General features: G+C 68.2%; 25 protein-coding genes. 19 read left to right on the plus strand and 6 right to left on the minus strand.

The genetic code is table 11. From position 1 onward, the window contains the following. Positions 1-117: 117 nt before the first annotated feature. Positions 118-318, plus strand: coding sequence for a hypothetical protein (locus tag Q7P21_RS08715; protein WP_304171014.1), 201 nt, complete (start codon positions 118-120; stop codon positions 316-318). Between the two features lie 7 nt (positions 319-325). Here Q7P21_RS08715 and trpE read toward each other — a convergent pair whose 3' ends face one another. After that, positions 326-1858 carry an anthranilate synthase component I gene (gene trpE / locus Q7P21_RS08720; RefSeq protein ID WP_304171013.1) on the minus strand — a complete coding sequence of 511 codons (1533 nt, stop codon included), beginning with the start codon at positions 1856-1858 and terminating at the stop codon, positions 326-328. Beyond that, a complete protein-coding gene (locus Q7P21_RS08725) occupies positions 1855-3798 on the minus strand; it encodes a peptidylprolyl isomerase (RefSeq protein ID WP_304176709.1) in 1944 nt (647 codons plus the stop codon). The genes trpE and Q7P21_RS08725 overlap by 4 nt, the downstream gene beginning before the upstream one ends. Positions 3799-3950: 152 nt before the next feature. Here Q7P21_RS08725 and tpiA point away from each other — a divergent pair, with 152 nt between their 5' ends. Further along, a complete protein-coding gene (gene tpiA / locus Q7P21_RS08730; RefSeq protein ID WP_304176710.1) occupies positions 3951-4694 on the plus strand; it encodes a triose-phosphate isomerase in 744 nt (247 codons plus the stop codon). On the opposite strand, the gene Q7P21_RS08735 is transcribed toward tpiA, so the two are convergent. Then, the gene (locus Q7P21_RS08735) at positions 4678-5847 is read right to left on the minus strand and encodes a patatin-like phospholipase family protein (protein WP_304169952.1); all 1170 of its coding nucleotides are present in this window, start codon (positions 5845-5847) and stop codon (positions 4678-4680) included. The two genes, tpiA and Q7P21_RS08735, sit on opposite strands and share 17 nt — an antisense overlap. Positions 5848-5884: 37 nt before the next feature. After that, entirely contained in the window at positions 5885-6496 is a 612-nt protein-coding gene (locus tag Q7P21_RS08740; protein WP_304169951.1) for a TetR/AcrR family transcriptional regulator, read from the minus strand. 139 nt (positions 6497-6635) lie between these two features. On the opposite strand from Q7P21_RS08740, the gene Q7P21_RS08745 reads away from it, so the two are divergent. The 8 genes from Q7P21_RS08745 (at position 6636) to Q7P21_RS08780 (ending at position 16015) form a co-directional block, all read left to right on the plus strand. After that, positions 6636-8045, plus strand: coding sequence for an efflux transporter outer membrane subunit (locus Q7P21_RS08745; RefSeq protein ID WP_304176711.1), 1410 nt, complete (start codon positions 6636-6638; stop codon positions 8043-8045). Positions 8046-8073: 28 nt separating this feature from the next. Next, positions 8074-9150, plus strand: a complete 1077-nt coding sequence (locus Q7P21_RS08750) for an HlyD family efflux transporter periplasmic adaptor subunit (RefSeq protein WP_304176712.1) — start codon at positions 8074-8076, stop codon at positions 9148-9150. 22 nt (positions 9151-9172) lie between these two features. Then, positions 9173-10705: a DHA2 family efflux MFS transporter permease subunit gene (locus tag Q7P21_RS08755; RefSeq protein WP_304169948.1), complete on the plus strand. Its 1533-nt coding sequence runs from the start codon at positions 9173-9175 to the stop codon at positions 10703-10705. Positions 10706-10836: 131 nt separating this feature from the next. Continuing rightward, complete coding sequence (secG, locus tag Q7P21_RS08760; protein ID WP_304169947.1) at positions 10837-11271, plus strand: preprotein translocase subunit SecG; 435 nt, start codon at positions 10837-10839, stop codon at positions 11269-11271. A 155-nt stretch (positions 11272-11426) separates the two neighbouring features. Continuing rightward, entirely contained in the window at positions 11427-13064 is a 1638-nt protein-coding gene (locus Q7P21_RS08765) for a CTP synthase (RefSeq protein ID WP_304169946.1), read from the plus strand. Positions 13065-13142: 78 nt separating this feature from the next. Then, entirely contained in the window at positions 13143-14564 is a 1422-nt protein-coding gene (locus tag Q7P21_RS08770; RefSeq protein WP_304176714.1) for an MBOAT family protein, read from the plus strand. A 37-nt stretch (positions 14565-14601) separates the two neighbouring features. Continuing rightward, on the plus strand, positions 14602-15681 hold the full coding sequence (locus tag Q7P21_RS08775; RefSeq protein WP_304169944.1) for a hypothetical protein: 1080 nt from the start codon (positions 14602-14604) through the stop codon (positions 15679-15681). A 16-nt stretch (positions 15682-15697) separates the two neighbouring features. Further along, entirely contained in the window at positions 15698-16015 is a 318-nt protein-coding gene (locus Q7P21_RS08780) for an MmcQ/YjbR family DNA-binding protein (RefSeq protein WP_304169943.1), read from the plus strand. A 166-nt stretch (positions 16016-16181) separates the two neighbouring features. Here Q7P21_RS08780 and Q7P21_RS08785 read toward each other — a convergent pair whose 3' ends face one another. Further along, positions 16182-16757 (minus strand): hypothetical protein, encoded by a 576-nt coding sequence (locus tag Q7P21_RS08785; RefSeq protein WP_304169942.1) that lies wholly within the window; start codon positions 16755-16757, stop codon positions 16182-16184. 192 nt (positions 16758-16949) lie between these two features. Between Q7P21_RS08785 and Q7P21_RS08790 the strand changes: the two genes are divergently transcribed. Beyond that, on the plus strand, positions 16950-17177 hold the full coding sequence (locus Q7P21_RS08790) for an alkylphosphonate utilization protein (protein ID WP_304169954.1): 228 nt from the start codon (positions 16950-16952) through the stop codon (positions 17175-17177). A gap of 383 nt (positions 17178-17560) precedes the next feature. Continuing rightward, the gene (gene rpmF / locus Q7P21_RS08795; protein ID WP_111458439.1) at positions 17561-17743 is read left to right on the plus strand and encodes a 50S ribosomal protein L32; all 183 of its coding nucleotides are present in this window, start codon (positions 17561-17563) and stop codon (positions 17741-17743) included. A gap of 101 nt (positions 17744-17844) precedes the next feature. Here rpmF and Q7P21_RS08800 read toward each other — a convergent pair whose 3' ends face one another. Further along, a complete protein-coding gene (locus tag Q7P21_RS08800) occupies positions 17845-18615 on the minus strand; it encodes an enoyl-CoA hydratase (protein ID WP_304171346.1) in 771 nt (256 codons plus the stop codon). Between the two features lie 167 nt (positions 18616-18782). Between Q7P21_RS08800 and eno the strand changes: the two genes are divergently transcribed. From eno to Q7P21_RS08835, 7 genes are all read left to right on the plus strand, one after another. Then, entirely contained in the window at positions 18783-20063 is a 1281-nt protein-coding gene (eno, locus tag Q7P21_RS08805) for a phosphopyruvate hydratase (RefSeq protein ID WP_304176715.1), read from the plus strand. 60 nt (positions 20064-20123) lie between these two features. After that, positions 20124-20420 (plus strand): septum formation initiator family protein, encoded by a 297-nt coding sequence (locus tag Q7P21_RS08810; protein ID WP_304171350.1) that lies wholly within the window; start codon positions 20124-20126, stop codon positions 20418-20420. Between the two features lie 76 nt (positions 20421-20496). Beyond that, positions 20497-21543 (plus strand): pyruvate dehydrogenase (acetyl-transferring) E1 component subunit alpha, encoded by a 1047-nt coding sequence (gene pdhA / locus Q7P21_RS08815; protein ID WP_304171352.1) that lies wholly within the window; start codon positions 20497-20499, stop codon positions 21541-21543. Further along, entirely contained in the window at positions 21540-22895 is a 1356-nt protein-coding gene (locus Q7P21_RS08820) for a pyruvate dehydrogenase complex E1 component subunit beta (protein ID WP_304176717.1), read from the plus strand. The genes pdhA and Q7P21_RS08820 overlap by 4 nt, the downstream gene beginning before the upstream one ends. Then, positions 22892-23293, plus strand: coding sequence for a GFA family protein (locus Q7P21_RS08825; RefSeq protein ID WP_304171356.1), 402 nt, complete (start codon positions 22892-22894; stop codon positions 23291-23293). Before Q7P21_RS08820 ends, Q7P21_RS08825 begins: the two co-directional genes overlap by 4 nt. Continuing rightward, positions 23290-23727, plus strand: coding sequence for a GFA family protein (locus Q7P21_RS08830; RefSeq protein WP_304171358.1), 438 nt, complete (start codon positions 23290-23292; stop codon positions 23725-23727). The genes Q7P21_RS08825 and Q7P21_RS08830 overlap by 4 nt, the downstream gene beginning before the upstream one ends. Positions 23728-23739: 12 nt before the next feature. Continuing rightward, positions 23740-24264, plus strand: a 525-nt coding sequence (locus tag Q7P21_RS08835) for a biotin/lipoyl-containing protein (RefSeq protein ID WP_304176718.1), incomplete at its 3' end; no start/stop codon positions are given.

The raw sequence follows: 24264 nt of genomic DNA on the forward strand, positions 1-24264 counted from the left end.
AGGTGAAGCTGTCGTAGTTATCGATGACCAGGATCATGGCTCAGTCTCTAGGCCGGGCTTGGCCCCGCGCCAAGACCCCGCATTGCGTCGGATATGGGAAGCGATCAGGCTGGGTGCATGCCGTCCGCTGATTCCGCCCTCGAAACCGCAGCCCTGGGCCGGGCCCGCGCCCTCTTGGCGACGCCTCTGCCGAAGGACAGCGTCTGGCCGGTGCTGTGCGCCGCAGCCTTCGCCGCCTCCACCGCCCTGATGCTGGCCACCGCCATGATCATGGCCCCGCCGGTGATCACCGAACACGTGGTGCAGTCGCACCGGTAGCGGGCCCTCAGACGAACCGCCACGCCTCCTCGGTCGCGCGGCGGATCGCTTTCGCCTTGTGCAGGGTCTCGTCATATTCGGCGTCGGGGTCCGAATCCGCCACCACCCCGCCGCCGGCCTGGACATAGACCTGGCCGTCCTTGACGCAGGCGGTGCGCAGCACGATGCAGGTGTCGACGCTGCCGTCGGCGCCGAAATAGCCGACGGCCCCGGCATAGCCGATGCCGCGTTTCTCGATCTCCAACTCGTCGATGATCGCCATGGCCCGCACCTTGGGCGCGCCCGAGAGCGTGCCGGCGGGCAGGGCGGCCATCAGCACATCGACCGGGTCCAGACCTTCGGGGGCGTCGCCCTCGACATTGGAGACCAGGTGCATGACGTGGCTGTAGCGCTCGACGAAGAAGCTGGCGGTGACCCGCACATGGGCGCCCTTGCTGGGCTTGGGCGCCTGGTTGGCGCCGGCCTGGTTCAGCATGGCGACCCGGCCGACATCGTTGCGACCCAGGTCCAGCAGCATCAGGTGCTCGGCATGCTCCTTGGGGTCGGCCAGCAGCTCGGCTTCGAGGCGCTGATCCTCCTCCGGCGTCGCGCCGCGAGGACGGGTGCCGGCGATCGGGCGGATGGTGATCTTGCCGTCGCGCAGGCGCACCAGGATTTCCGGCGAGGAGCCGGCCAGCTGGAAGTCGCCGAAGTTCAGGTAGAACAGGAACGGCGAGGGATTCATGCGCCGCAACGACCGATAGAGCGCGAACGGCTCCAGGGCGAAGGGCGCGCGGAACCGGTGGCTCGGCACCACCTGGAAGATGTCGCCGGCGCGGATGTAGTCCTTCGCCCGGTCGACGATGCGGTGATAGTCCTGCCGGCTCACTGGGGTCGTGAACTGGTCGGGCTGCGGCACGCCCTTGCCCGACAGCGGCGGGGCCGGCTTGCGGAAGTCCTCCATCACCCCTTCAAGCCGCGCCTTGGCCGCCGCATAGGCCGCCTCGGACGAGAGCGATGACGGGCGCACCGTCGTGACCAGGATGATCTCCTGGGCGATGGCGTCGAAGATCGCCACGATCGAGGGGCGGATCATCACCCCGTCGGGCAGGCCTAGCGGGTCGGGGTTGATATTCGGCAGGTTCTCGACCAGCCGGATCATGTCGTAGCCGATGGCCCCGAACACCCCGGCCGACATCGGCGGCAGGCCGGCAGGCAGGTCGAGACGCGTGGCCGCCACCAGATCGCGCAGCGAATCCAGCGCTCCGCCCTTCTGCGGCGTGAAGCGCTCGGCGTCGATATCGGCGCCCACGGCGATCTCCGCCTGGTCGCCGCGACAGCGCCAGACCAGGTCGGGCTTCATGGCGATGACCGAATAGCGGCCTCTCCAGGCGCCGCCCTCCACCGATTCGAACAGGAAGGCGTAGGGTCGGCCCTGGGCGACCTTCAGATAGGCCGAGACCGGGGTCTCGAGGTCGTCGATCAAGCGGGTCCAGACGACCTGCGAAGCGCCAGAGGCATACTTGGCCGCGAAGTCGGTCTGGGCTGGCTCGATCGTCACTGGCTCTTCTCCGCCTTGCCGGGCTTGGCGCCGGCCTTGGTCGTCTTGGTGTCGAGCGGCTCAAGGCCAAGCGCGGCGCGCGCCTGTTCAGGATATTTGCGCACCTTCACCTCGCTCAGGGCGGCCTTGCGGGCGTCGACCCCGACCTCGCGGAAGATCGCCATGGTCATCTGCGGCCGGGTGTCCTCGGTCACATGGGCGAGCGTCGAGCCGGAGGGGGCGGTGACGTGCTCCAGCTTGGCGACGACCAGGCCGAAGGTCCCGGCCGCCTCGGCGGTGAACACCTCGCCCGGCGGGTTGTTGAAGGTCTTGCCCAGCGCGTCCTGGGACAGGGACTTGTTCTGGGCGGCGTTCTGGCGGTCCAGGCCGGCGACCTGGGTCACGTGCTGGCCGATCGAACCGGCGACGGCCTCCAGGCTCTCGCCCTTCTTGACCCGGGCGGCCAGTTCATCGGCCTTGGCCTGCAGGCGCTTGATCATCTCGCGCTGCATCCAGACGCGGGTCAGCAACGGCTTGACCTCCTCCAGGGCCGGCAGGGCCTTGGGGATCACCTTCTCCACCCGGACGGCGAAATATTCGCCCTGGCCGGCGTCCTCGATCTCGCTGTCGGTTCCGGGCGCCAGGGCGAAGGCGGTCTGGACCAGCTTCTGGGTGACGCCCGGGACCGGCTGGCCCTTGGGGTCGGCGCCCTGTTCAGACACCGGGCCGACGCTGATCGTCGCCACCCCGGCCTTCAGCGCGGCCTCGGGCAGGCTGGCGCCGCCCGAATGGGCGTCGTCATATTTCTGGCTCAGCTCATAGACCTTCTCGGCGGCGGCGTCCTTGCGCAGCTCAGCTTCCAGGGCCGGGCGGACCTCTTCCAGGGTCACGGCATGGCCGGGGCTGATCGCGCCCACCTTGACCACCGCCACGCCCAGGTCGCCCTGGACCACGGAAGTCGCGCCGACCGGCAGGGCGAAGGCCGCCGCGCCAACCTTGCTGTCGGCGATCGCCGACTTGGGCTTGTCGGCATAGATGATGGCGTCGACGCCCACCGACTTGGCGATCAGATTGGGGTTCTCGCCCTTGTTCAGCCGGTCGGCGATGGCCTGGGCGGTCTTGGCGTCCTTGGCCGGGATCTGGGCGATGGTGCGGGTCTCGGGCTTGGACAGCGTGTCCTTGCGATATTCGTAGCGCTTCTTCAGCTCGGCCTCGTCGATCGGCAGGGCGCCGCTGATCAGGCTGGGGCTGAACCGCACCACGGTCAGCTGGCGGAACTCCGGCCGCATCAGCTGGGCGGCGTTGTCCTTCATGAACTCGGTGAGTTGGGCGTCGGTCGGCAGGCCCAGAGGCGGCACGCTCTTCGGGTCGACGACGAAATAGCCGACGTCGCGGCTTTCCATCTCGTAGACGGCGCCGAGCGCGCTGTAGGCGCGGGGCACTCGCAGGCCGTTGACGATGGCGGTCACCAGGTGGTTCTCGGCGATCTCGTCGCGCATCATCCGCTCGAAAATCACCGGGGTCAGTTGGTTCTCGCCCAGGCGCTGCTGATAGAGCGTCTTGTCGAAGCGGCCGGACACCTGGTCGAAGAAGGCGGGGATTTTCTCCAACTGCGCCTTCATCAGGGTGTCGGAGGGGCGCAGGCCGATCTTGTCCAGCAGGGCCGCGAAGGCCTCGCGGGTGGCCAGCTCGTCGATCAGCCGGGTGTCGAGGTGGTTCTCGGCGGCGATCTCGGCGGTAATTGGCTGGCCGGCCTGTTGCTCGACCCCTTTGCGGTAGGTCTCGAACTCGCGCTTGAAGTCGGACGGGCTGACCACGCGCGATCCGGCGGTGATCACGTCATTGCTGATCCGGCCCTTGAAGACGTCATGGACCCCCCACACCCCGAAGCTCAGGATCAGCACCGCGAACAGCGCCACGCCGATCGGGGATTTCGCGAAACTGCGGATGGTGGCGAACATGTGATCCTTCTCCGCCCGTCGGGCGACCCGTGGAACGGGCGGTATAGTGGAGGCCGCTTGGCCCCGGCAAGCGGCGCGCGGCGCTTAAGCGGGTGACAGTGGCTTCGGCTTGGCTTAACCGCGCTTGCGAAAGCGGTGAAATCGAGGCGCGCATGACCAAACCGACCCCCCTGATCGCCGGAAACTGGAAGATGAACGGCCTGGCTGCGGCCCTCGCCGAGGCCAAGGCGACGGCGGCGGGGTTGGGCGACACGACGGCCCGGGTGGCGATCTGCCCGCCGGCGACTCTGGTGGCCCAGGCGGTCTATGCGCTCCGGGGCACGAAGCTGGCGGTCGGCGGCCAGGATTGCCGCGCCGAGGCTGCGGGCGCCTATACCGGCGACATCGCCGCCGAGATGCTGGCCGACGCCGGCGCGACCCTGGTGATCCTCGGCCACTCCGAACGCCGCGCCGGTCATGGCGAGACCGACGCCCTGGTCGCCGCCAAGGCCCGGGCCGCCCTGCGCGCCGGCCTGGAGCCGATCATCTGCGTCGGAGAGACCCTGGAAGAGCGCAAGGCGGGCAAGGCCCTGGAGATCGTCACCGGGCAGGTGAGGGGCTCGCTCCCCGCCGATCTGGCTGGCAAGGCCTTCGCGGTGGCCTATGAGCCGGTCTGGGCCATCGGCACCGGCCTGACCCCCTCGACCGCGGAGATCGAAGAAGTCCATCTGGCGATCCGCGCTGCGCTGGTCGAACTGTTCGCCGCCCATGGCGCCGCTCCGCCGATCCTCTATGGCGGCTCGGTGAAGCCTTCCAACGCCGCCGAGATCCTGCACGCCCGCGAAGTCGGCGGCGCCCTGGTCGGCGGCGCCTCGCTCAAGGCCGAGGACTTCCTGGGGATCATCGCGGCGCTGTAGGCGCTGGCGCTGGGGGCGTCACCCCCGTTTCCCACCCTTCCGCCGCCCGCCCCCGCGCGAAGCCGAACGCATAGAGCCGCTTCATATTGGCCGGCTTGAAGTTCAGGCTGTCAGCTTCGACGTCGTTGGGGATGGCGCTGTACATCAGGGCGGCGTGGTTGCGTTCGGCGAAGGCCTGGCTGGCGGCCAGCTGGGTGCGGGCCTGGGCCTTGCTCAGCGCGTCATAGGACCGGGCCAGGATCGACAGGGAATCGCCCTTGGTGAAGCCGAAGCTCGCCCCGATCTGGCCGTTGATCAGCACATAGATATGGGCCGGGGTGCTCTCGGCGGCGGCGCGCGACTGCGGCGCGGTCCACAGCAGCAGCGTCTCCGGCACGATGAAGAACGGCGTGGTCACCCCGCCGTCGGCGTGCATCTCCGAGAGCGCCCGGCCCTGGCCTTGGACCTGGATCAATGCGGGCGGAAAAACGCCCGGGATGCTGGCTGAAGCCACGAGCACATCCTGGAACAGTTTCAGCGCCTTGCCGTCGCCGCCTTGGGCGATGGCGCCCATGTCCCAGATCACCGTCTCCTCGGTGTCCAGATTGGTGGTGGCGACCAGCAGCCGGCGACCCTTGCGGTGCTCGGCGGCTATGGCGGCCAGCAGGGGCGGATCGACATAGGCCTCCACCAGTTCGCGCAGGGCGTCGGAGCGGAACAGGCCGGGCAGGGTGAGCGCGGCGGCGGTCTCACGGCTGACGATGCGCGCCGCCTTGCCGCTGAGATAGGCGTCGCGCATCCGATCGTCATAGGCCGGACCCAGGAAGGCGAGGGGCGCGGTCAGCGCCCCGGTGCTGACGCCTGACACCACGTCGAACTCCGGCCGGTCGCCCTGGGCCGTCCAGCCGGCCAGGAAGCCGGCGGCGTAGGCGCCGTTGGCCCCACCGCCGGAAATCGCCAGGGCGTTGAAGGGCTTGCCGGAATTGGCCCGCGCCGAGACGGTGTTGGAGAACCGCAGGCCCGCCGCCCGGTCATTGGCGTTGAACCTCAGGTCGCTCAGGCCCTCGGGCGAGGCGGCCGCCAGGTCATGCTCGGTGAACAGGTCGCGGTTGATGGTCCCGCATGCGGACAGCATCAGGGCGCAGCCGAGGGCGGCGAAGGCGGTGAATCTCACAGGCGTCCTCCTGTGGCGTGCGGGTCGTCAGTTGAGCTTAGGGCGCATAGGCCCGCAGGAATGTGTCAACCGCGCCGGCGACCTGTTCCTCCATCTGCGTCGCCGTGAATTCGCCCAGCACGCCCCACAGCTTGAGCTGATAGACGCCCGACAGGGTCAGGTCCTTGAACCGGGTGGCGGCGACGCGGGGGTCGTCCTTGCGCAAGGTTCCCTGGTCCATCAGCTGGCCGACATAGCCGCCCAGGCGGTCGAGCACGACCTTCGGGCCGGAATCATAGAAGGCGTGACCCAGTTCCGGGAACCGGCCGGTTTCCGCCGTGACCAGGCGCTGAATCTGGATTGAGTCGTCGCGCATCAGGGTGTCGAGGAACACGCCGCCGAAGTGCACCAGTCGGGCGCGGGGATCGGCGCCCTCGACATCGAACTCGAACAGCGACTGGGCGAGTTCGGCGCACTGGCGCTGCATCATCGCCGCGAACAGCTCTTCCTTGGACTTGAAGTAATTGTAGAGCGTGCCCTTGGAGCCGCCCAGCCGGGCGGCGATCGCCGACATCGAGGTCGCGGCGTACCCATTGGACAGGAAGAACGCCTTCGCCACGTCGAGGATGACGTCGCGTCGTTCGTCCCGGTTCATCAGGGCGGCGGCCATTTGTCTCGGCTCCAGGGTTGTCAAGCGTCAGCTTCAAACTTGACGCCGTCTAGATGGCTATTATATGACCGTACGGTACGGTCAGTCTAGTGGCTGCGCCTTACCATCCTATCAACCGCAAATTCTCCCCGAGGCGCGGATGTCCCGTCTTCTTATCCCCCTGCTGGCGGGCGCGATGGCGCTCTCCGGATGCGCCGCCATCCCCGATCTTGGCGCCAGGCCCCAGTTGCGAGCCAGCTCGACCCTGGTCGCCCAGGCGAGTTTCGCGGGCCCCGCCGCCGATTGGCCGACCGACAGCTGGTGGAGCGCCTATGGCGACCCCCAGCTCGACCAGCTGATGGACGAGGCCCTGGCCGGCTCCCCCAGTCTGGCCCAGGCCGCCGCCCGGGTGCGCTCGGCCCAGGCCCGCAGCGACGAGGCGCGCGGCGCGACCCTGCCGGCCCTGGCCTTCAACGGTCAGGCCGCCGAGAACAAGCAGAGCTACAACGCCGGCTTCCCCAAGGCCTTTGTGCCCCAGGGCTATAACGACACCGGCCGCGCCACCCTGGACGCCAGTTTCGATCTCGACCTCTGGGGCCGCAACCGCGCGGCCCTGGCCGCCGCGACGTCCGAGGCTCTGGCCGCCCAGGCCGACGCCGCCCAGGCGCGCCTGCTGCTGACCACCAATCTGGCGGCGGCCTATGCCGACTTCACCCGCCTGACCGCCGAGCATCAGGCCGCCGAGGCCTCGGCCCGCAATCGCGGGACCTCCTCCGATCTGGTCGCCCGCCAGCTGGCCAATGGCGCCGCCAATCGCGGCGAGGCCGATCAGGCCCGCGCCGCCGCCTCCTCGGCCCGCCAGGACCTGGCCGCGCTGGACGAACAGCTGGCCCTGGCCCGCAACCGCATCGCCGCCCTGACCGGCGCCGGCCCGGACCGCGGCCTGACCCTGGTCGCGCCGAAGCTGTCGGCCCAGGCCGCCTCGGGCCTGCCGGCCCATCTCGCCGTCGATCTGGTCGGCCGCCGCCCGGACCTGGTCGCCGCCCGCCTGCGCGCCGAGGTCGCCGGCAAGCGGATCGATGTCGCCCGCGCCGGCTTCTATCCGAACGTCAATCTCGCCGCCTATCTGGGCGTCCAGTCCCTGGGCCTCGACATGCTGTCGAAGTCGGGCTCCGACATCGGCCAGCTCGGCGCGGCGCTTAGCCTGCCGATCTTCGAGGGGGGGCGCCTCAGGGCCGGCTATCGCGGCGCGCGGGCCGACTATGACGCCGCCGTCGCCGCCTATGACCAAACCCTGGTCCAGGCGCTCAATGAGGTGGCCGACGCCGCCGCCGGCGAGCGTGCGCTGGAGACCCGGCTCACCGCCGCCCGCGAGGCCCTGGATGCCGGCGAGGCGGCCTACCGCATCGCCCGCCAGCGCTATGAAGGCGGGCTGTCGACCTATCTCACCCTTCTCACCGCCGAAGACGCCGTGATCGCCCAGCGCCGCGCCGTCGCCCAACTCGAGGCGCGAGCCCTGACCCTGGATGCGAGCCTCGTGCGCGCCCTGGGCGGCGGCTTCCGCGCCTGATCCCCTTCCTCCCCGGAAAGTTACGCCGATGTCTCAAGACCAAGTTCCGGCTTCCGCCAATACGCGCCGCCGCCGTCTGTTCACGATCCTGGGCGGCGTCATCGCCGTCGTGGGGATCATCTATTTCGTCTTCTGGCTGCTGGTCGGCTCCAAACATGTCGAGACCGACGACGCCTATGTCCAGGCCTCGACCGCCCAGGTGACCGCCCTGGTCGGCGGCGCCCTGGTCTCCGTGCCGGTCAATGAGACCCAGGCCGTCAAGGCGGGCGACGTGCTGGCCGTGATCGAGCCCGCCGACTATCGCTACGCCCTGGCCCGCGCCCGCGCCGATCTCGACCAGGCCGAGCGCCGGGTGCGCCAGTACTTCGCCAATGACCGGGCGCTCGCCGCCCAGGCCGACGCCCGCACCTCCGACATCGACCGCGCCCAGGCCGAGCTTCGCCGCGCCGAGGTCGAATATAATCGCCGCAAGGCGCTCTCGGCCGGCGGCGCGGTCTCCGGCGACGAGCTGACCGCCGCCGAGACCCAGCTCTCCGCCGCCCGCTCGGCCGTGGTCCAGGCCAAGGCCACCGCCACCGCCGCCGACGCCCAGCAACAGGCCGCCAACACCCTGATCGCCGGCAGCGACATCGCCAACAATCCCGAGGTGGTCTCGGCCCGCGCCCGCGTCGCCCAGGCCGAGCTGGACCTGGCCCGCACCACGGTGCGCGCCCCGGTGGCCGGCGTCGTCACCCGCAGCAGCGTCGAGATCGGCCAGAAGGTCGCCGCCGGCGCGCCGCTGATGATCATCGTGCCCGTGCAGAACGCCTATGTGGAGGCCAACTTCAAGGAAGTGCAGCTGCGCAATGTCCGCGTCGGCCAGCCGGTCGAACTCAGCGCCGACCTCTATGGGAGCAAGGTGAAGTACCACGGCAAGGTGGTGGGTCTGTCCGGCGGCACCGGCTCGGCCTTCGCCATCATCCCGGCCCAGAACGCCACCGGCAACTGGATCAAGGTGGTCCAGCGCATCCCCGTCCGCATCGCCCTCGACCCCCAGGACCTGGCCCAGCACCCCCTGCGGGTCGGGCTGTCCATGAAGGCCGAGATCGACACCAGTTCGCACTAGCCCGGCAACAGGAGCGCGCCCCATGGCTCTCACGGTCGACCAGGCTCAACCCCTCGCCGGTGCGCGGCTGATGATGGCCGCGCTGCTGCTGGGGTTGGCCAATTTCATGGTGGTGCTCGACACCACCATCGCCAATGTCTCGGTGCCCCACATCGCCGGCGCGCTCGCCGTGTCGCCCAGCCAGGGCACCTGGGTCATCACCTCCTACAGCGTGGCTGAGGCCATCACCGTGCCCCTGACCGGCTGGCTGGCCCAGAGGTTCGGGGCGACCCGGGTCTTCGCCTTCGGCATGGCCGGCTTCGGCCTGTTCTCTCTGGCCTGCGGCTTCGCCCCCAGCTTCGCCCTGCTGGTCGCCTTCCGCGTGGCTCAGGGCCTCTGCGGCGGCCCGATCATGCCGATGTCCCAGACCCTGCTGCTGCACATCTTCCCCAAGGAGAAGTCCGGCCAGGCGCTCGGTCTCTGGAGCATGACTACGGTCGTGGCCCCGATCGCCGGGCCCATCCTCGGCGGGCTGATCAGCGACAACATGCACTGGAGCTGGATCTTCTTCATCAATATCCCGGTGGCGGCCTTCGTCGGCTTCTTCGCCTATCAGCTGCTGATCGACCACGACACGGCGACCCGCAAGGTCCCGGTCGACTATGTCGGCCTGGGGCTGCTGGTGCTCTGGGTGGGGTCGATGCAGATCATGCTCGACAAGGGCAAGGAGCTCGACTGGTTCTCCTCGCCGACCATCATCGTCCTGGCCCTGATCACCGCCATCGGCTTCTGCTCCTTCCTGATCTGGGAGCTGACCGCGCAGAATCCGGTGGTCAATCTCAGGGTCTTCCGACACCGGGGGTTCTCGGCCGGGGTGATCACGCTCAGCCTGACCTTCGGGGCCTTCTTCGCCAGCGTGGTGATCCTGCCGCTGTGGCTGCAGACCTCCATGGGCTACACCGCCACCTGGGCCGGCTATTCCGGCTGTCTGAACGGCATATTGGCGGTGATGATGTCGCCGATCGTCGCCCAGTTCGTCGGCAAGACCGACGGGCGGATCCTGACCTCGTTCGGGGTGTTCTGGCTGGGCGGCATCTCGCTGTGGCGCTCCCACTTCACCACTGACGCCGCCTTCTGGGACATCGCCCTGCCGCAGTTCGTCATGGGCTTCGCCATGCCGTTCTTCTTCATCTCGACCACCAACCTGGCCATGTCCTCGGTGGATCCGGAGGAGACGGCGTCCGCCTCGGGCCTGGCCAATTTCCTGCGCACCACCGGCGCGGCCTTCGCCACCTCGATCATGACCACCGCCTGGGACAACACCGCCAGCGAGAAACATGAGCTGCTGGCCGGTTCCCTGCCCAACCCCCAGGCCACCATCGACACCCTGGTGGCCCGGGGCTTCAGCCACGACCAGGCGATCAGCCAGCTCGACCGGCTGGTCCAGGTCCAGGCGGTGATGCTGTCGACCAACCAGATGTTCCTGGCGGCGGCCGGGGTCTTCGTCCTGGCCGCCTCGATCATCTGGCTGGCGCCCAAGCCGACGCGGGTGGTCATGGGCGGGGGAGGGCACTAGCCGCCAAACGCGGGGCGAAGCCTTGCCATGGCGCCGTGACGTCCTAGCTATGGCCTTGCGCGCTTCTCGGTGGTAGAGCGCGCGCTTCATTTCGGCGCGGTCCGTCCGCACCGAACGCATCGGACCAAGACATGCTGCTCGGCATATTGCTCACCTTCCATATCCTCGTCTGCATCGCCCTGATCTGCGTGGTGCTGCTTCAGCGCTCCGAGGGCGGGGCGCTCGGCATGGGCGGCGGTCCGACCGGCCTGATGACCGCGCGCGGCGCTGGCGACCTCCTGACCCGTACGACCTGGATCCTGGCGGCCCTGTTCTTCGTGCTGAGCCTGACGCTGACCTTCCTGACCGGCCGCGAGAAGAGCGCGTCCTCGGTGGTCGACCGCATCAAGATCGACAACCTGGCCCCTTCCAGCTTGAACCGTCCGCCGGCCGCGCCTGCCGGAACTGCGCCCGCCGCGCCGACCCCTGACACTGCGCCGGGCCCGCTCCAGGCGCCCACGCCGACCGTGCGCAATCCCTTCACCGGTCAGGCCGAACCGGCCGCCCCGGCCCAGCCGAAGCCCTGATCTAAGTCATGCGTATCAAGACCCTCCAGGAGCCGCTTCGGCGGCTCCCTTCGCGTTTGCGTGGGCGTATCGCCGCGCGGCTCGCCCATTCGTCCACAGCTCGCTGCGAATCGCCACAGGGCGACGCGGCCGAATCACGGCTACTCTGATCGCCCATGACCCGGTACATCTTCATCACCGGCGGCGTGGTCTCCTCCTTGGGAAAAGGTCTCGCTTCCGCCGCGCTTGGCGCGCTTCTCCAGGCGCGTGGCTACAAGGTCCGCCTGCGTAAACTCGACCCCTATCTGAACGTCGATCCGGGGACGATGAGTCCCTATCAGCACGGCGAGGTCTTTGTGACCGACGACGGCGCGGAGACCGACCTCGACCTCGGCCACTATGAGCGGTTCACCGGCGTCAACGCCACGCGGGCCGACAACATCACCACCGGCCAGATCTACAAGACCATCATCGAGAAGGAACGCCGCGGCGACTATCTCGGCGCCACGGTCCAGGTGATTCCCCACGTCACCGACGAGATCAAACAGTTCGTGCTCAGCGATCCGGGCGAGGGCGTCGACTTCGTGCTGGTCGAAATCGGCGGCACGGTGGGCGACATCGAGGGCCTGCCGTTCTTCGAGGCCATCCGCCAGCTGGGCCAGGAACTGCCGCGCGGCCACGCCTGCTACATCCACCTGACCCTGCTGCCCTATATCAAGACGGCCGGCGAGATGAAGACCAAGCCGACCCAGCACTCGGTCAAGGAGCTGCGCTCCATCGGCATCCAGCCGGACATCCTGCTCTGCCGCTGCGAGCAGCCGATCCCGGACAGTGAGCGCCGCAAGATCGGCCAGTTCTGCAATGTCCGCGAAAGCGCCGTGATCCAGGCGATGGACAGCTCCAACATCTACGCCGTGCCGCTGGACTACCACCTCCAGGGCCTGGACCGCGAAGTCCTCGACGTCTTCGCCATCACCGACGCGCCCAAGCCTGATCTCAGCCGCTGGGAGAACATCTCCGAGCGCCTGGCCAATCCGGACGGCGAGGTCAATATCGCCATCGTCGGCAAATATACCGGCCTGACCGACGCCTATAAGTCCCTGGTCGAGGCCCTGGTGCATGGCGGCGTCGCCACCAATGTGCGGGTCAAGTTCGACTGGATCGAGGGCGAGGCCTTCGAGCGGGAGGAGGGGCTGATCTCGCAACGCCTGACCGACGTTCACGGCGTGCTGGTCCCCGGCGCCTTCGGAGAGCGCGGCTCGGCCGGCATGATCCGCGCGGTGCAGTTCGCCCGCGAGCACGAGATCCCCTATTTCGGCATCTGCTTCGGCATGCAGATGGCGATGATCGAGGCGGCCCGGAACCTGGCCAACCTGCCGCTGGCCTCCTCCACCGAGTTCGGCCCCACCACCGAGCCGGTCGTGGGCCTGATGACCGAGTGGGTGCGCGGCAATGAGCGGGAGACCCGCAAGGAAGGCGACGACCTGGGCGGCTCCATGCGGCTGGGCGCCTACGAAGCCATCCTGACCCCCGGCTCCAAGGTCGAGGCCATCTATGGCGGACCGACCATCCACGAGCGCCATCGCCACCGCTACGAGGTCAATATCGGCTATCGCCAGGCCATAGAGGACACCGGCCTGATCTTCTCCGGCCTCTCCCCCGACGGCGTCCTGCCCGAGATCTGCGAACGCGAGGACCACCCCTGGTTCGTCGGCGTCCAGTTCCACCCCGAACTGAAGAGCCGCCCCTTCCAGCCGCACCCCCTGTTCGCGAGCTTCATCGGCGCTGCGAAGGAACGCAGCAGATTGGTCTAGGGGCCCGGCCCTAGAGAACTCGCCTCTTGACCTGAGGTCCAACCCCCGATCACCTCAGCGGTGTTCGGGGGACGCGTTTTGATCTTCAATTCCATTACGTTTGTGGCGTTCTTCGCCACGTTCTTGGTCGTCTGGAGCCTGCCGCTCGGATGGACCTTCCGCCGCCTCGTGCTCCTGGCGGCCAGCTATATCTTCTACGCGAGCTGGAGCCCGCCCTTCGTGGCGCTGCTCTGGATCTCCACCTTGGTCGACTATTTCGCGGCGCGCTGGATCGCCCGTGAGGAACGGCCCGGCCCCCGTCGCCTGGCCCTGATCATCTCGCTGGCCGCCAATCTTGGCATGCTCGGCTTCTTCAAATACGGCGGCTTCCTGGAGACCAACTTCCAGCTTCTGGCCGGGGCCATGGGCTTTGCCTACCGCGCGCCGCACTGGAACATCGTCCTGCCCCTGGGCATCTCATTCTACACGTTCCAGACGCTGTCCTACACGCTGGACGTCTATCAGCGCCGGATCGCCCCCAGCCGTTCGTTCCTGAACTTCGCCCTGTTCGTCACCTTCTTCCCGCATCTGGTGGCCGGCCCGATCATGCGGCCGCGCGACCTGCTGTCCCAGTTCGCCCATCCGAAGCGCGCGAACCGAGCCATGCTGCTGTGGGGGTTGGCCCTGATGACGCTGGGGCTGTTCGAGAAGATCGTCCTGGCCGACAGCTTCCTGTCCGGGCCGGCCGACAAGGTGTTCAACGCCAAGGACGCGCTCCTGCCGCTCGACGCCTGGACCGGGGTCCTGGCTTTCGCCGGCCAGATCTTCTTCGACTTCTCCGGCTACACCACCACGGCGATCGGCGCGGCCCTGTGCCTGGGCTTTTCGCTGCCGCAGAACTTCAACGCCCCCTATGCGGCCGTCGGCTTCTCGGACTTCTGGCGGCGCTGGCACATCTCGCTCTCCACCTGGCTGCGCGACTATCTCTACATATCGCTGGGCGGGAACCGCAAAGGGCGCCTGCGCACCTACGCCAATCTGATGATCACCATGCTGCTGGGCGGTCTGTGGCACGGGGCCAACTGGACCTTCGTAGTCTGGGGCGGGCTGCACGGCTTCTATCTGGCGGTCGAGCGGGTGCTGACCGAGGCCTTTGGACGCTTCAGGGTGTTTCACACCCTGGCCTTCCGCCTGTTCGCCGCGACCCTGACCTTCGGCTTGGTGTGCGTCGCCTGGGTGTTCTTCCGCGCCGCCGACTTCGTGGGCGCGGCCCGTCTGCTCGTCTCCATGGCCAGCGTTCCAGCCAAGGCCGAGCCGCTGCTCTATCTGAACGACATCCTCCCCGTTGCGGCGATCCTGTCCGTCATGCTTCTCAGCCAGTGGCGGCTGCGTGCGACCTCGCTCGAGGCGGTGGTGGCCCGCACGCCCGCTGTCGTTCTGGCGGTCGGCTGGAGCCTCATGGCGTTCCTCATTCTGGCCAGTCAGGGCTCCGACAATGCCTTCATCTATTTCCAGTTCTAGCGCGCCGGCCGCGCCGGACACCGGCGCCGGCGGGGCCGTGGCGAGCGCGACCCCCATCGACGGCCTGCGCCACGCCGACGAGCTGGAGGAGGCCCATCGCGAGGTGCCGGACCGGCCCTGGGGCCGGATCGCGCTCACGGCGCTCGTCCTCACCCTGGCGCTCATGGCCGGCTGGGAGGCGCTTTGGCGGCACGAGGGCTATCAGGCGGGCGACATCAAGAACACCAAGGCCGCCTGGGCGGAACAGCGCCGCCGCGCGGTCGGCGACGCCACGGTGCTGATCGGCACCTCGCGCAACCTCTTCGACGTCAATCTCGACGTCTGGCAAAGGGTCACGGGGGTGCGTCCGATCCAGCTGTCGCTTGAGGGGACCAGCCCCCGCTTCCTGCTGGCCGACCTGGCGGCCGATCCCAAATTCCACGGCCTGGTGATCTCCGACGTGACCTCGGGTCTGTTCTTCACCCAGTTCGCCGGCCACAGCGAGACGCCTCTGGCCTATTACCAGCACGAAACCCCGTCCCAGCGGATCGGGCGCTATCTGTCGGTGTGGCCAGAAAAATTCCTCGCCTATATCGACGACCAGACCCGGCCGAAGGATCTCTGGGGGCGTCTGCCCCTGCCGACCCGGCCAGGGCAGTCCCCCTATGTCGACGCCTACAAGGTCGGCGTGTCGGAGGCCGACCGCAATTCGCGGATGTGGGACGTCCAGGCCCATGATCTCGCCTATCGCAACCGCGAGATCGCCGTCTGGGGGGTGCTCCTGCGCCCGCCGCCCGGCGCGCCGCCGCCGGACGCCGCCAAGGTGATCGCCGAGGTCGCCGCCAATGTCGCCAAGATCCGCGCCCGCGGTGGCGATGTGGTCTTCGTCATGCACCCCAGTGGCGGCTGGGTGGCCCAGGAAGAGTTGAAAGGCTTCCCTCGCGCCAAATTCTGGGATCCGCTGCTGGCCCAGACCCACGCGGGCGGCGTCCGCTATGACGACTACCCCCAGCTCCAGGGGTTCCGCTTCCCGGAGCTCTCCCATATCGATCCTGACGACGCCCGCACCTACACCGCCCGCCTGGCCCCTCTGGTCGAGGCTGAGGCGGCGCGGACGAAGGTAAGGTCATCCCCCTGAGAGACGGTCGCCGCCAATGTCCACCCCTGCCGCCCTCCGCCGCCTCGCTCTGGCCTTTCCGGAAGCCACTGAGGGCGATGACCACGGCCAGCCGGCCTTCCTCGTCGGCAAGAAGATGTTCTGCACGGTCGGCGAGGAGGGCCGCTGCACGGTGCGGCTGGACCCGGAGGACCAGCGGAACCTGGAGGCGGCCGCGGCGATCGAGCCAGTCCCCGGCTATTGGGGCCGCAAGGGCTGGACCCATGTCTGGCTGGACAAGGTGAGCGAGGACCAGCTGGCCGTCCTGCTGCGCCTGGCCTGGGCCGGCGTGGCGCCCAAGCGGCTGCGGGGCTGAGCCGCTGCTCCCCCTCTGGGGGAGCTGGCGCGGAGCGCCTGAGGGGGCCGCCCCGAAGGGGCGGATACAGTCGTTCCGCCGCGACCGCCTTCGGACGAAGGCGGCCCCCTCCGGCCCCTCCGGGGCCACCTCCCCCAGCGGGGGAAGAGCGCGGCTTCGCCGCCCTTCAGGGCGCGGGAGCCCTCCGGCAGCCCTGGTCGCCGCTGAGCTGGTCCAGGCATTCGAAGCTCTGGGTCGGGTCGCGCAGCCAGCCGTCGGGCCCCTGGGCGCGGCGCACCTTGACCCACCACACGTCAGGCGGGACGGACGGGGGAACCCTGTTCCAGGCGACGTGATAGTCCGCGTCCGGCATGATCCAGTCGAGCCGATGGCCGCGCCGCCAGACGGTGAAGACGCCCTCGCCCTGGGGCTCCAGCAGCCAGATGACCTCGCCCTTGCGGAACCGGCCGATGCCGGCGCGCACGACGCCGCGCCGGGGTGTCAGGTGGTATTGGCCGGCCAGGGCCTGGACCTCTTCGCCGGGCGCGATCCAGCCCAGCACCGTCTTCGATCCCGGCCCGGCATAGACGGCGACCCGCGCCGTCGCCCGCCAATAGGTCGCGAAGCTGCAGCCCTCGAAGGGACAGGCGCCCTTGGCGACATAGACGCCGTTCGTGGTGGGCGGCCCGGCTGGCGCGGCCTGGGCGGGGGCGGCGGTCCAGGCGAGCAGCAGGGCGCAGGCGAGGGCGGGGCGAAGCGGCACGGGCGGGGCTCCTCGGGCGGCGCCGGCCATCCGCCAGCCGCCAGGACGGTAGACGTTGGCGCCCTGAGGGTCCAGGAAGCCCGCACCACTGCGGAGACCTGTCCCATGACCACCCCTGACGACGCGTTCGTCTATGACGAGGCCACCGGCGAGTGGGTGTCGGCGGGCGAGCTCGCCACGCGCGGCGCGCCCGTGGCGGCCGATGTGGTCGAGGTGCGCGACTCGGTCGGCAATCTGCTGGCGGACGGCGACAGCGTCACCCTGATCAAGGACCTGAAGGTCAAGGGCGCGGGCCAGACGCTGAAGCGCGGCACGGTGATCCGCTCGATCAGCCTGACCGGCGACCCCCAGGAGATCGACTGCCGCTTCGACGGCATCAAGGGCCTGGTCCTGCGCGCCGAGTTCGTGCGCAAGAGCTAGAAGGAGAACCACGAACCTCACGAACCCCACGAACGGGTCGGAGGTCCTGCTGGCGAGAGCAATAAGCTTTCTAAGCAATTATATTAAAAAGATAATTTAGCTCTCCGCGTTCGTGTGGTTCGTGAGGTTCGTGGTCAAAATTCTTCCCTGACCTTCCACCTCAAACCCCCTCGTCCATGTTGACGTCAAAACCCCGATGCCGAATCGGTTCGGCGTTTCGGCGGCCTCCGGGCTAAGCTGAGCGTGATCCTTCCCCTGCTGCTCACCGCCTAGCGCCACGCGCCCTTGAAACGACGCGGGGTTTCATGCATACACGCGCGCTCACGTCGGCGGCCCTCGCGTTCGGGCCGCTGCTTCCGCATTTCCGCCTGAGAGATTCTCCCGTGGCCGTTCCTAAGCGCAAAGTATCCCCCTCGCGTCGCAACATGCGCCGCTCGCACCACGCCCTGGGCGCCAACTCCTTCGTCGAGGACAAGGAAACCGGCGAACTGAAGCGTCCGCACCACGTCGATCTGAAGACCGGCATGTACAAGGGCCGCCAGGTCCTGACGCCCAAGGAAGACTAGGCCCGTCCGGCCAGGCGCAGATCGCGCCGGCCGATCCGCCTTTCGTCTGAAGTTCTGAAACCACCCGCTCCGGATGGAGCGGGTGGTTTTGTCTGTCTGGCCTACTGGCTGCGGCCGCGGGCCTGGATGCCGGCGCGCCGCGCCTCGACGGCCTCCGGCGTCACATGGCGGTTGTGGGCGCGGGACACCGACTGCTCCAGCTCCAGCCCGTCGTTCAGGCTCAGGGCGTAGCCGTCGTCGATCATGGCCTTGTAGGTGACCAGCATGTCGGCCTCGATCTGGACCATGTCGGCGGCAAGCTTCAGGGCCGTGGGCATCAGCTCGTCCGGGGCGACCACCCGGTTGATCAGGCCCCAGGCATAGGCCGTCTCGGCGTCGAGGAAGTTGCCGGTCAGCGACAGCTCCTTGGCCCGATAGGGGCCGATGGTCCGCGACAGTTTTTGCGACAGGCCCCAGCCCGGCGTGATGCCGACCCGGGCGTGGGTGTCGGCGAACCGGGCCTTGGTCGAGCAGATCAAGACATCGCAGGCCAGGGCCAACTCGAAGCCGCCGGTGATGGCCACGCCGTTGATCGCTCCGATCACCGGCTTCCTGCAGGCGATCACCGCCCAGGCCGGGTTCTCGGACGGCTCGGTGGCGTTGGCGGCCTTCAGCCCGTCCGGATCGCTGCCCAGTTCCTTGAGGTCGAGGCCGGCGGTGAACGCCCGCTCCCCGGCCCCGGTCAGCACGATGACCTTGACCAGCGGGTCGGCGTCCAGAGCAGTCAGGGCCCTGTGCAGCTCGGCCCTCAGCGCCCGGGACAGGGCGTTCATGGCGTCGGGGCGGTTGAGGGTGACGACGGCCACCTGATCCTTGATCTCCACCAGCAGCATTGTCGCAAGTCTCCTCTTAAGCTGGCCAGATCAGCCGCGAACATCGCCGGGGAAGTCAAGTCGAGGGCGGCTGACGTTGCGGCGAACATTGCTCAACCGGGCGAAGCTGGCTAAGGCTCCGCGAAATTTTCCGCCGACCGCGCCACACCGAAACCCTGGGAGATCCCATGACCGAGATCGTCGACATCACCGCCCGTGAGATCCTGGACAGCCGGGGCAACCCGACGGTCGAGGTGGACGTGGTGCTGGAAGACGGCTCGATGGGCCGCGCGGCCGTGCCGTCCGGCGCCTCCACCGGCGCCCACGAGGCGGTCGAGAAGCGCGACGGCGACAAGTCGCGCTATCTGGGCAAGGGCGTCCTTCAGGCCGTCGAGGCGGTCAATGGCGAGATCTATGACGCCCTGTCGGGCTTCGACGCCGAGGACCAGCGCCGGCTGGATAATGTGCTGATCGAGCTGGACGGCACGCCCAACAAGTCGCGCCTCGGGGCCAATGCGATCCTGGGCGTCAGCCTGGCCGCCGCCAAGGCCGCCGCCGGCTCGGCCAACCTGCCGCTCTATAAGTATGTCGGCGGCGTCGGCGCCCGCGTCCTGCCGGTGCCGATGATGAACATCATCAATGGCGGCGCCCACGCCGACAACCCGATCGATATCCAGGAATTCATGATCCTGCCGACCGGGGCCACGACCTTCGCCGAGGGCCTGCGCATGGGCGCGGAGATCTTCCACGGTCTGAAGAGCGCGCTGAAGGCCGCGGGCCACAACACCAATGTCGGCGACGAGGGTGGCTTCGCCCCCAATATCGCCACCGCCGAGGATGCGCTCGCCTTCATCGTCAAGGCCGGCGAGGCGGCGGGCTACAAGGCCGGGACCGACTTCCTGCTCGGCCTCGACGTGGCGTCGACCGAGTTCTTCAAGGGCGGCAAGTACGTCATGGAAGGGGAGGGCAAGACCCTCGATCCGGGCGCCATGGTCGAGTACCTGGCCGGCCTGGTCGCCAGGTTCCCGATCGCCACCATCGAGGACGGCTGCGCCGAGGACGACTTCGAGGGCTGGAAGATTCTCACCGACCGCCTGGGCGGCAAGGTCCAGCTGGTCGGCGACGACCTGTTCGTGACCAACCCGGCCCGGCTGTCGGTCGGCATCGACCAGGGCCTGGCCAATTCCATCCTGGTCAAGGTCAACCAGATCGGCACTCTGTCGGAGACGCTCGACGCCGTCGATATGGCGCATCGCGCCGGCTACACCTCGGTGATGAGCCACCGCTCGGGCGAGACCGAGGATTCCACCATCGCCGACCTGGCCGTCGCCCTGAACTGCGGTCAGATCAAGACCGGCTCGCTGGCCCGCTCCGACCGGGTGGCCAAGTACAACCAGCTGCTGCGCATCGAGGAAGAACTGGGCGACCAGGCCATCTATCTCGGCCGCAAGGCGCTGAAGCGGGCGTAAACCTAAGTTAAGCATATCGGCGGAGACTGGCCTGATCGAAATCCAAGTGATTCCAGGCCAGTGCTCGCAAGACTTCGCCCCTATCTGCCGACCTCGGCCCTGGCGTTCCTGATCTTCTATTTCGCGTTCCACGCGTTGACGGGAGATCGGGGCCTGCTGACCTCGAACCAGCGCGACGCCACCCTGGTCGCCAAGATGGCTGAGCTGGACAAGGTGCGCGCTGAGCGCCAGGACCTGGAGGCCCGCGCCAGGCTGCTGCGCGATTCCAGTCTTTCGGCCGACCTTCTGGAGGAACGGGCGCGTTCCCTGCTAGGTTTCGCCGATCCGAGGGACTATGTGATCCGAACGAAGCCCTGACCGGGGCGGATTCGGACCCTAAGGTTCAGGTTGAACGCGGAGACATGCCGCGGTGGCGCATTCCACGGAGAGACGCATGGCGCGAGGGCAAACAGGCTCGACTGCGAAGCGGAAAAGTAATGACACCGGTGTCAATGCTGCTAGTGAAAGCGGCGTGACCCAGGACCAACTGCTCTCCTACTACCGCGACATGCTGCTGATCCGCCGCTTCGAGGAGCGGGCCGGACAGCTCTACGGCATGGGCCTGATCGGCGGCTTCTGCCACCTCTATATCGGCCAGGAGGCGATCGCCGTCGGCGTGCAATCCATCAAGGTGGCCGGCGACCAGGTGATCACCGGCTATCGCGACCACGGCCACATGCTGGCCTGCGGCATGGACCCCAAGGAAGTCATGGCCGAACTGACCGGCCGCGCCGGCGGATCGTCCAAGGGCAAGGGCGGGTCGATGCACATGTTTTCGACGGAGGCCGACTTCTATGGCGGCCACGGCATCGTCGGCGCCCAGGTCAGCCTGGGAACCGGCCTGGCTCTGGCCAACAAGTACAAGGCCAATGGCAATGTCGCCTTCGCCTATTTCGGCGATGGGGCGGCCAACCAGGGTCAGGTCTATGAGAGCTTCAACATGGCCGAACTCTGGAGCCTGCCGGTTGTCTATGTGATCGAGAACAACCAGTACGCCATGGGCACCTCGATCGAGCGCGCCTCGTCCGAGACCCACCTGCACAAGCGCGGCGCCTCGTTCAAGATCCCTGGCGAGGAAGTCGACGGCATGGACGTTTTGGCCGTCCGCGAAGCGGCCGGTCGCGCCGCGGAGCACGCGCGGACCGGCAAGGGCCCCTATATTCTCGAGATGAAGACCTACCGCTATCGCGGCCACTCCATGAGCGATCCGGCCAAGTACCGGACGCGGGAGGAGGTCGATGAGGTGCGCAAGACCCGCGATCCCATCGACCACCTCCAGGAGTTGCTGGAGAAGAAGGGCTGGGCCGACGAGGCCGCGCTCAAGGCCATCGACGCCGAGGTGAAGAAGATCGTCGCCGACGCCGCCGAATTCGCCCGCACCTCGCCCGAACCCGATCCGTCCGAGCTCTATACGGACGTCTATCTGGAGGCCGCTCAGTGACCGACGTCCTGATGCCTGCCCTGTCGCCGACCATGGAGGAGGGGACCCTCGCCAAGTGGCATGTGAAGAAGGGCGACGTGGTGAAGTCTGGCGATGTGATCGCCGAGATCGAGACCGACAAGGCGACCATGGAGGTGGAAGCCGTCGACGAGGGCGTGGTCGAGGAGATCCTGGTTCCGGAAGGGACTGAGGAGGTCAAGGTCAACACCCCGATCGCCCGGCTGTCCGGTGACGGCGGCGCGGCCCAGCCGAGCGCGCCTGCGCCCGCGCCTGAGGCCCCCAAGGCCGTGGTCGAAGCCGCGCCCGTGGCTGTCGCTCCGGCCCCAGCGCAGGTCGCCCTGCGCGATCCGCAACTCCCGGAGGGCGTCAAGCTGGTCAAGATCACCCTGCGCGACGCTCTGCGCGACGCCATGGCCGAAGAGATGCGCCGCGACGACACGGTGTTCCTGATGGGCGAGGAAGTCGCCCAGTACCAGGGGGCCTACAAGGTCTCCCGTGATCTCTTGCAAGAGTTCGGCGACCGCCGGGTGATCGACACCCCGATCACCGAGCATGGGTTCGCCGGCCTGGGCGTCGGCTCGGCCATGGCGGGCCTCAAGCCCATCGTCGAATTCATGACCTGGAACTTCGCCATGCAGGCGATCGACCAGATCATCAATTCCGCCGCCAAGACGCTCTATATGTCCGGCGGCCAGATCAAATGCTCGATCGTGTTCCGTGGCCCCAATGGCGCCGCGTCCCGGGTGGGCGCCCAGCACAGCCAGGACTATTCGGCCTGGTACGCCCAGGTTCCGGGCCTGAAGGTCGTGGCCCCCTATGACGCCGCCGACGCCAAGGGCCTGCTCAAGGCCGCGATCCGCGATCCCAACCCCGTGGTCTTCCTGGAGCACGAGATGCTCTACGGCCAGGAGTTCGAGGTCCCCGAGGGCGTCGACTGGGTGGTGCCGATCGGCAAGGCCAAGGTTCGTCGGGTGGGAACCGATGTCACCATCACCGCCCACTCGCGCATGGTGGGCCTGGCCCTGCAGGCCGCCGAGCAACTGGCCGGCGCCGGCATCGAGGCCGAGGTCATAGACCTGCGCACCCTGCGCCCGCTCGATCACGAGACCATCGTCGAGAGCGTCAAGAAGACCAACCGCCTGGTGACGGTCGAGGAAGGCTGGGGCGCCATGGGCGTCGGCGCCGAGGTCATCGCCCGGGTGCTGGAGCACGCCTTCGACTATCTGGATGCGCCGCCCATGCGCGTGCATCAGGAGGACGTGCCCTTGCCCTACGCCGCCAATCTCGAAGTGCTGTCCATGCCGTCGGTCGAGAAGATCGTGAAGGCGGTCAAGGCGGCGACCTACAAATGAGCCTGGAGGGCTTCACCTGGCGCGCCGGCGGTTGCCACTGCGGCGGCGTGCGCTTCGAGGTGGCCTTGCCGGAGGTCGCCGAGGCCCAGACCTGCAACTGCTCCATGTGCGCCAAGTCCGGCTTCATCCACATCATCGTGCCGGAGAGCCGGTTTAGGGTGACCAAGGGGATGGAGCGGCTGGCCGAGTACACGTTCAACAGCCGGGTGGCCAGGCACCTGTTCTGCGCCGAGTGCGGGATCAAGAGCTTCTATCGGCCGAGGTCCAATCCGGACGGCTGGTCGGTCAACGCCCGCTGCCTTGACGAGGCGGCCCAGCTCGATCTCTCGGCTTTCGACGGCCAGAACTGGGAAGCCAACGCCGACCAGCTGGCCCACCTGTCCCTGGAGCCGTCATGAGCGACGCCCTGACCGGCCAGTGCCACTGCGGGGCGATCGCCGTCGCTTTCGAACCCGGCCGGCCGGTGGCTGAGCTACCCCTGCGCGCCTGCCAGTGCGGCTTCTGTCGGCGGCATGGCGCTCTGACCACCAGCGATCCCTCCAGTCGCCTGCGGGTCGAAGCCAAGGTCGGCGCCATCACCCGCTACCGTTTCGGCCGCCGGGCGACCGACGCCCTGATCTGTTCGGCCTGCGGGGTCTATGTGGCCTCGGCCATCGAGGCGGAGGGCCAGATGTTCGCCACCCTGAATATTGCGGGGGTGGGCATCGACGCCTTCGCCGGGCGCGACCCGGAGCCCGCTGTCTATGACTTTGAAACCGACGAGGCCAAGTTGGCCCGGCGCCTGTCGCGCTGGACGCCCACGGTCCTGGTCGAAACCCGCCTAAGCGCCTGAGAAGCTGACGCCATGTCCATTGATGTCCTGATGCCTGCCCTGTCGCCGACCATGGAGGAGGGGACGCTCGCCAAGTGGCATGTGAAGAAGGGCGACGTGGTGAAGTCGGGCGACGTGATCGCCGAGATCGAGACCGACAAGGCGACCATGGAGGTGGAAGCCGTCGACGAGGGCGTGGTCGAGGACGTGCTGGTTCCGGAAGGGACCGAGGGGGTTAAGGTCAACACCCCGATCGCCCGGCTGAGCGGAGAGGGCGAGGCGGCTTCTGCGCCGGCCCCGAGTCAAAGTCCCCCTCAGGCGGCTACGCCGCCAGCTCCCCCGGAGCAACCTGCTCCCGCCGTCGCTGCGTCCGCTGCGCCTGGTTCCTCCCCCTCTGGGGGAGGTGGCGCGGTGAGCGAAGCGAAGCGCGACGGAGGGGGTCAGCGCGTCTTCGCCTCGCCGCTCGCCCGGCGGATCGCCCAGCAGAAGGGGCTGGATCTGGCGGCGGTGACCGGCTCGGGTCCGCATGGCCGGATCATCAAGCGCGATGTCGAGACC

This window comes from Phenylobacterium aquaticum (genome assembly GCF_947378715.1).
GTDB lineage: Bacteria > Pseudomonadota > Alphaproteobacteria > Caulobacterales > Caulobacteraceae > Phenylobacterium > Phenylobacterium aquaticum_A.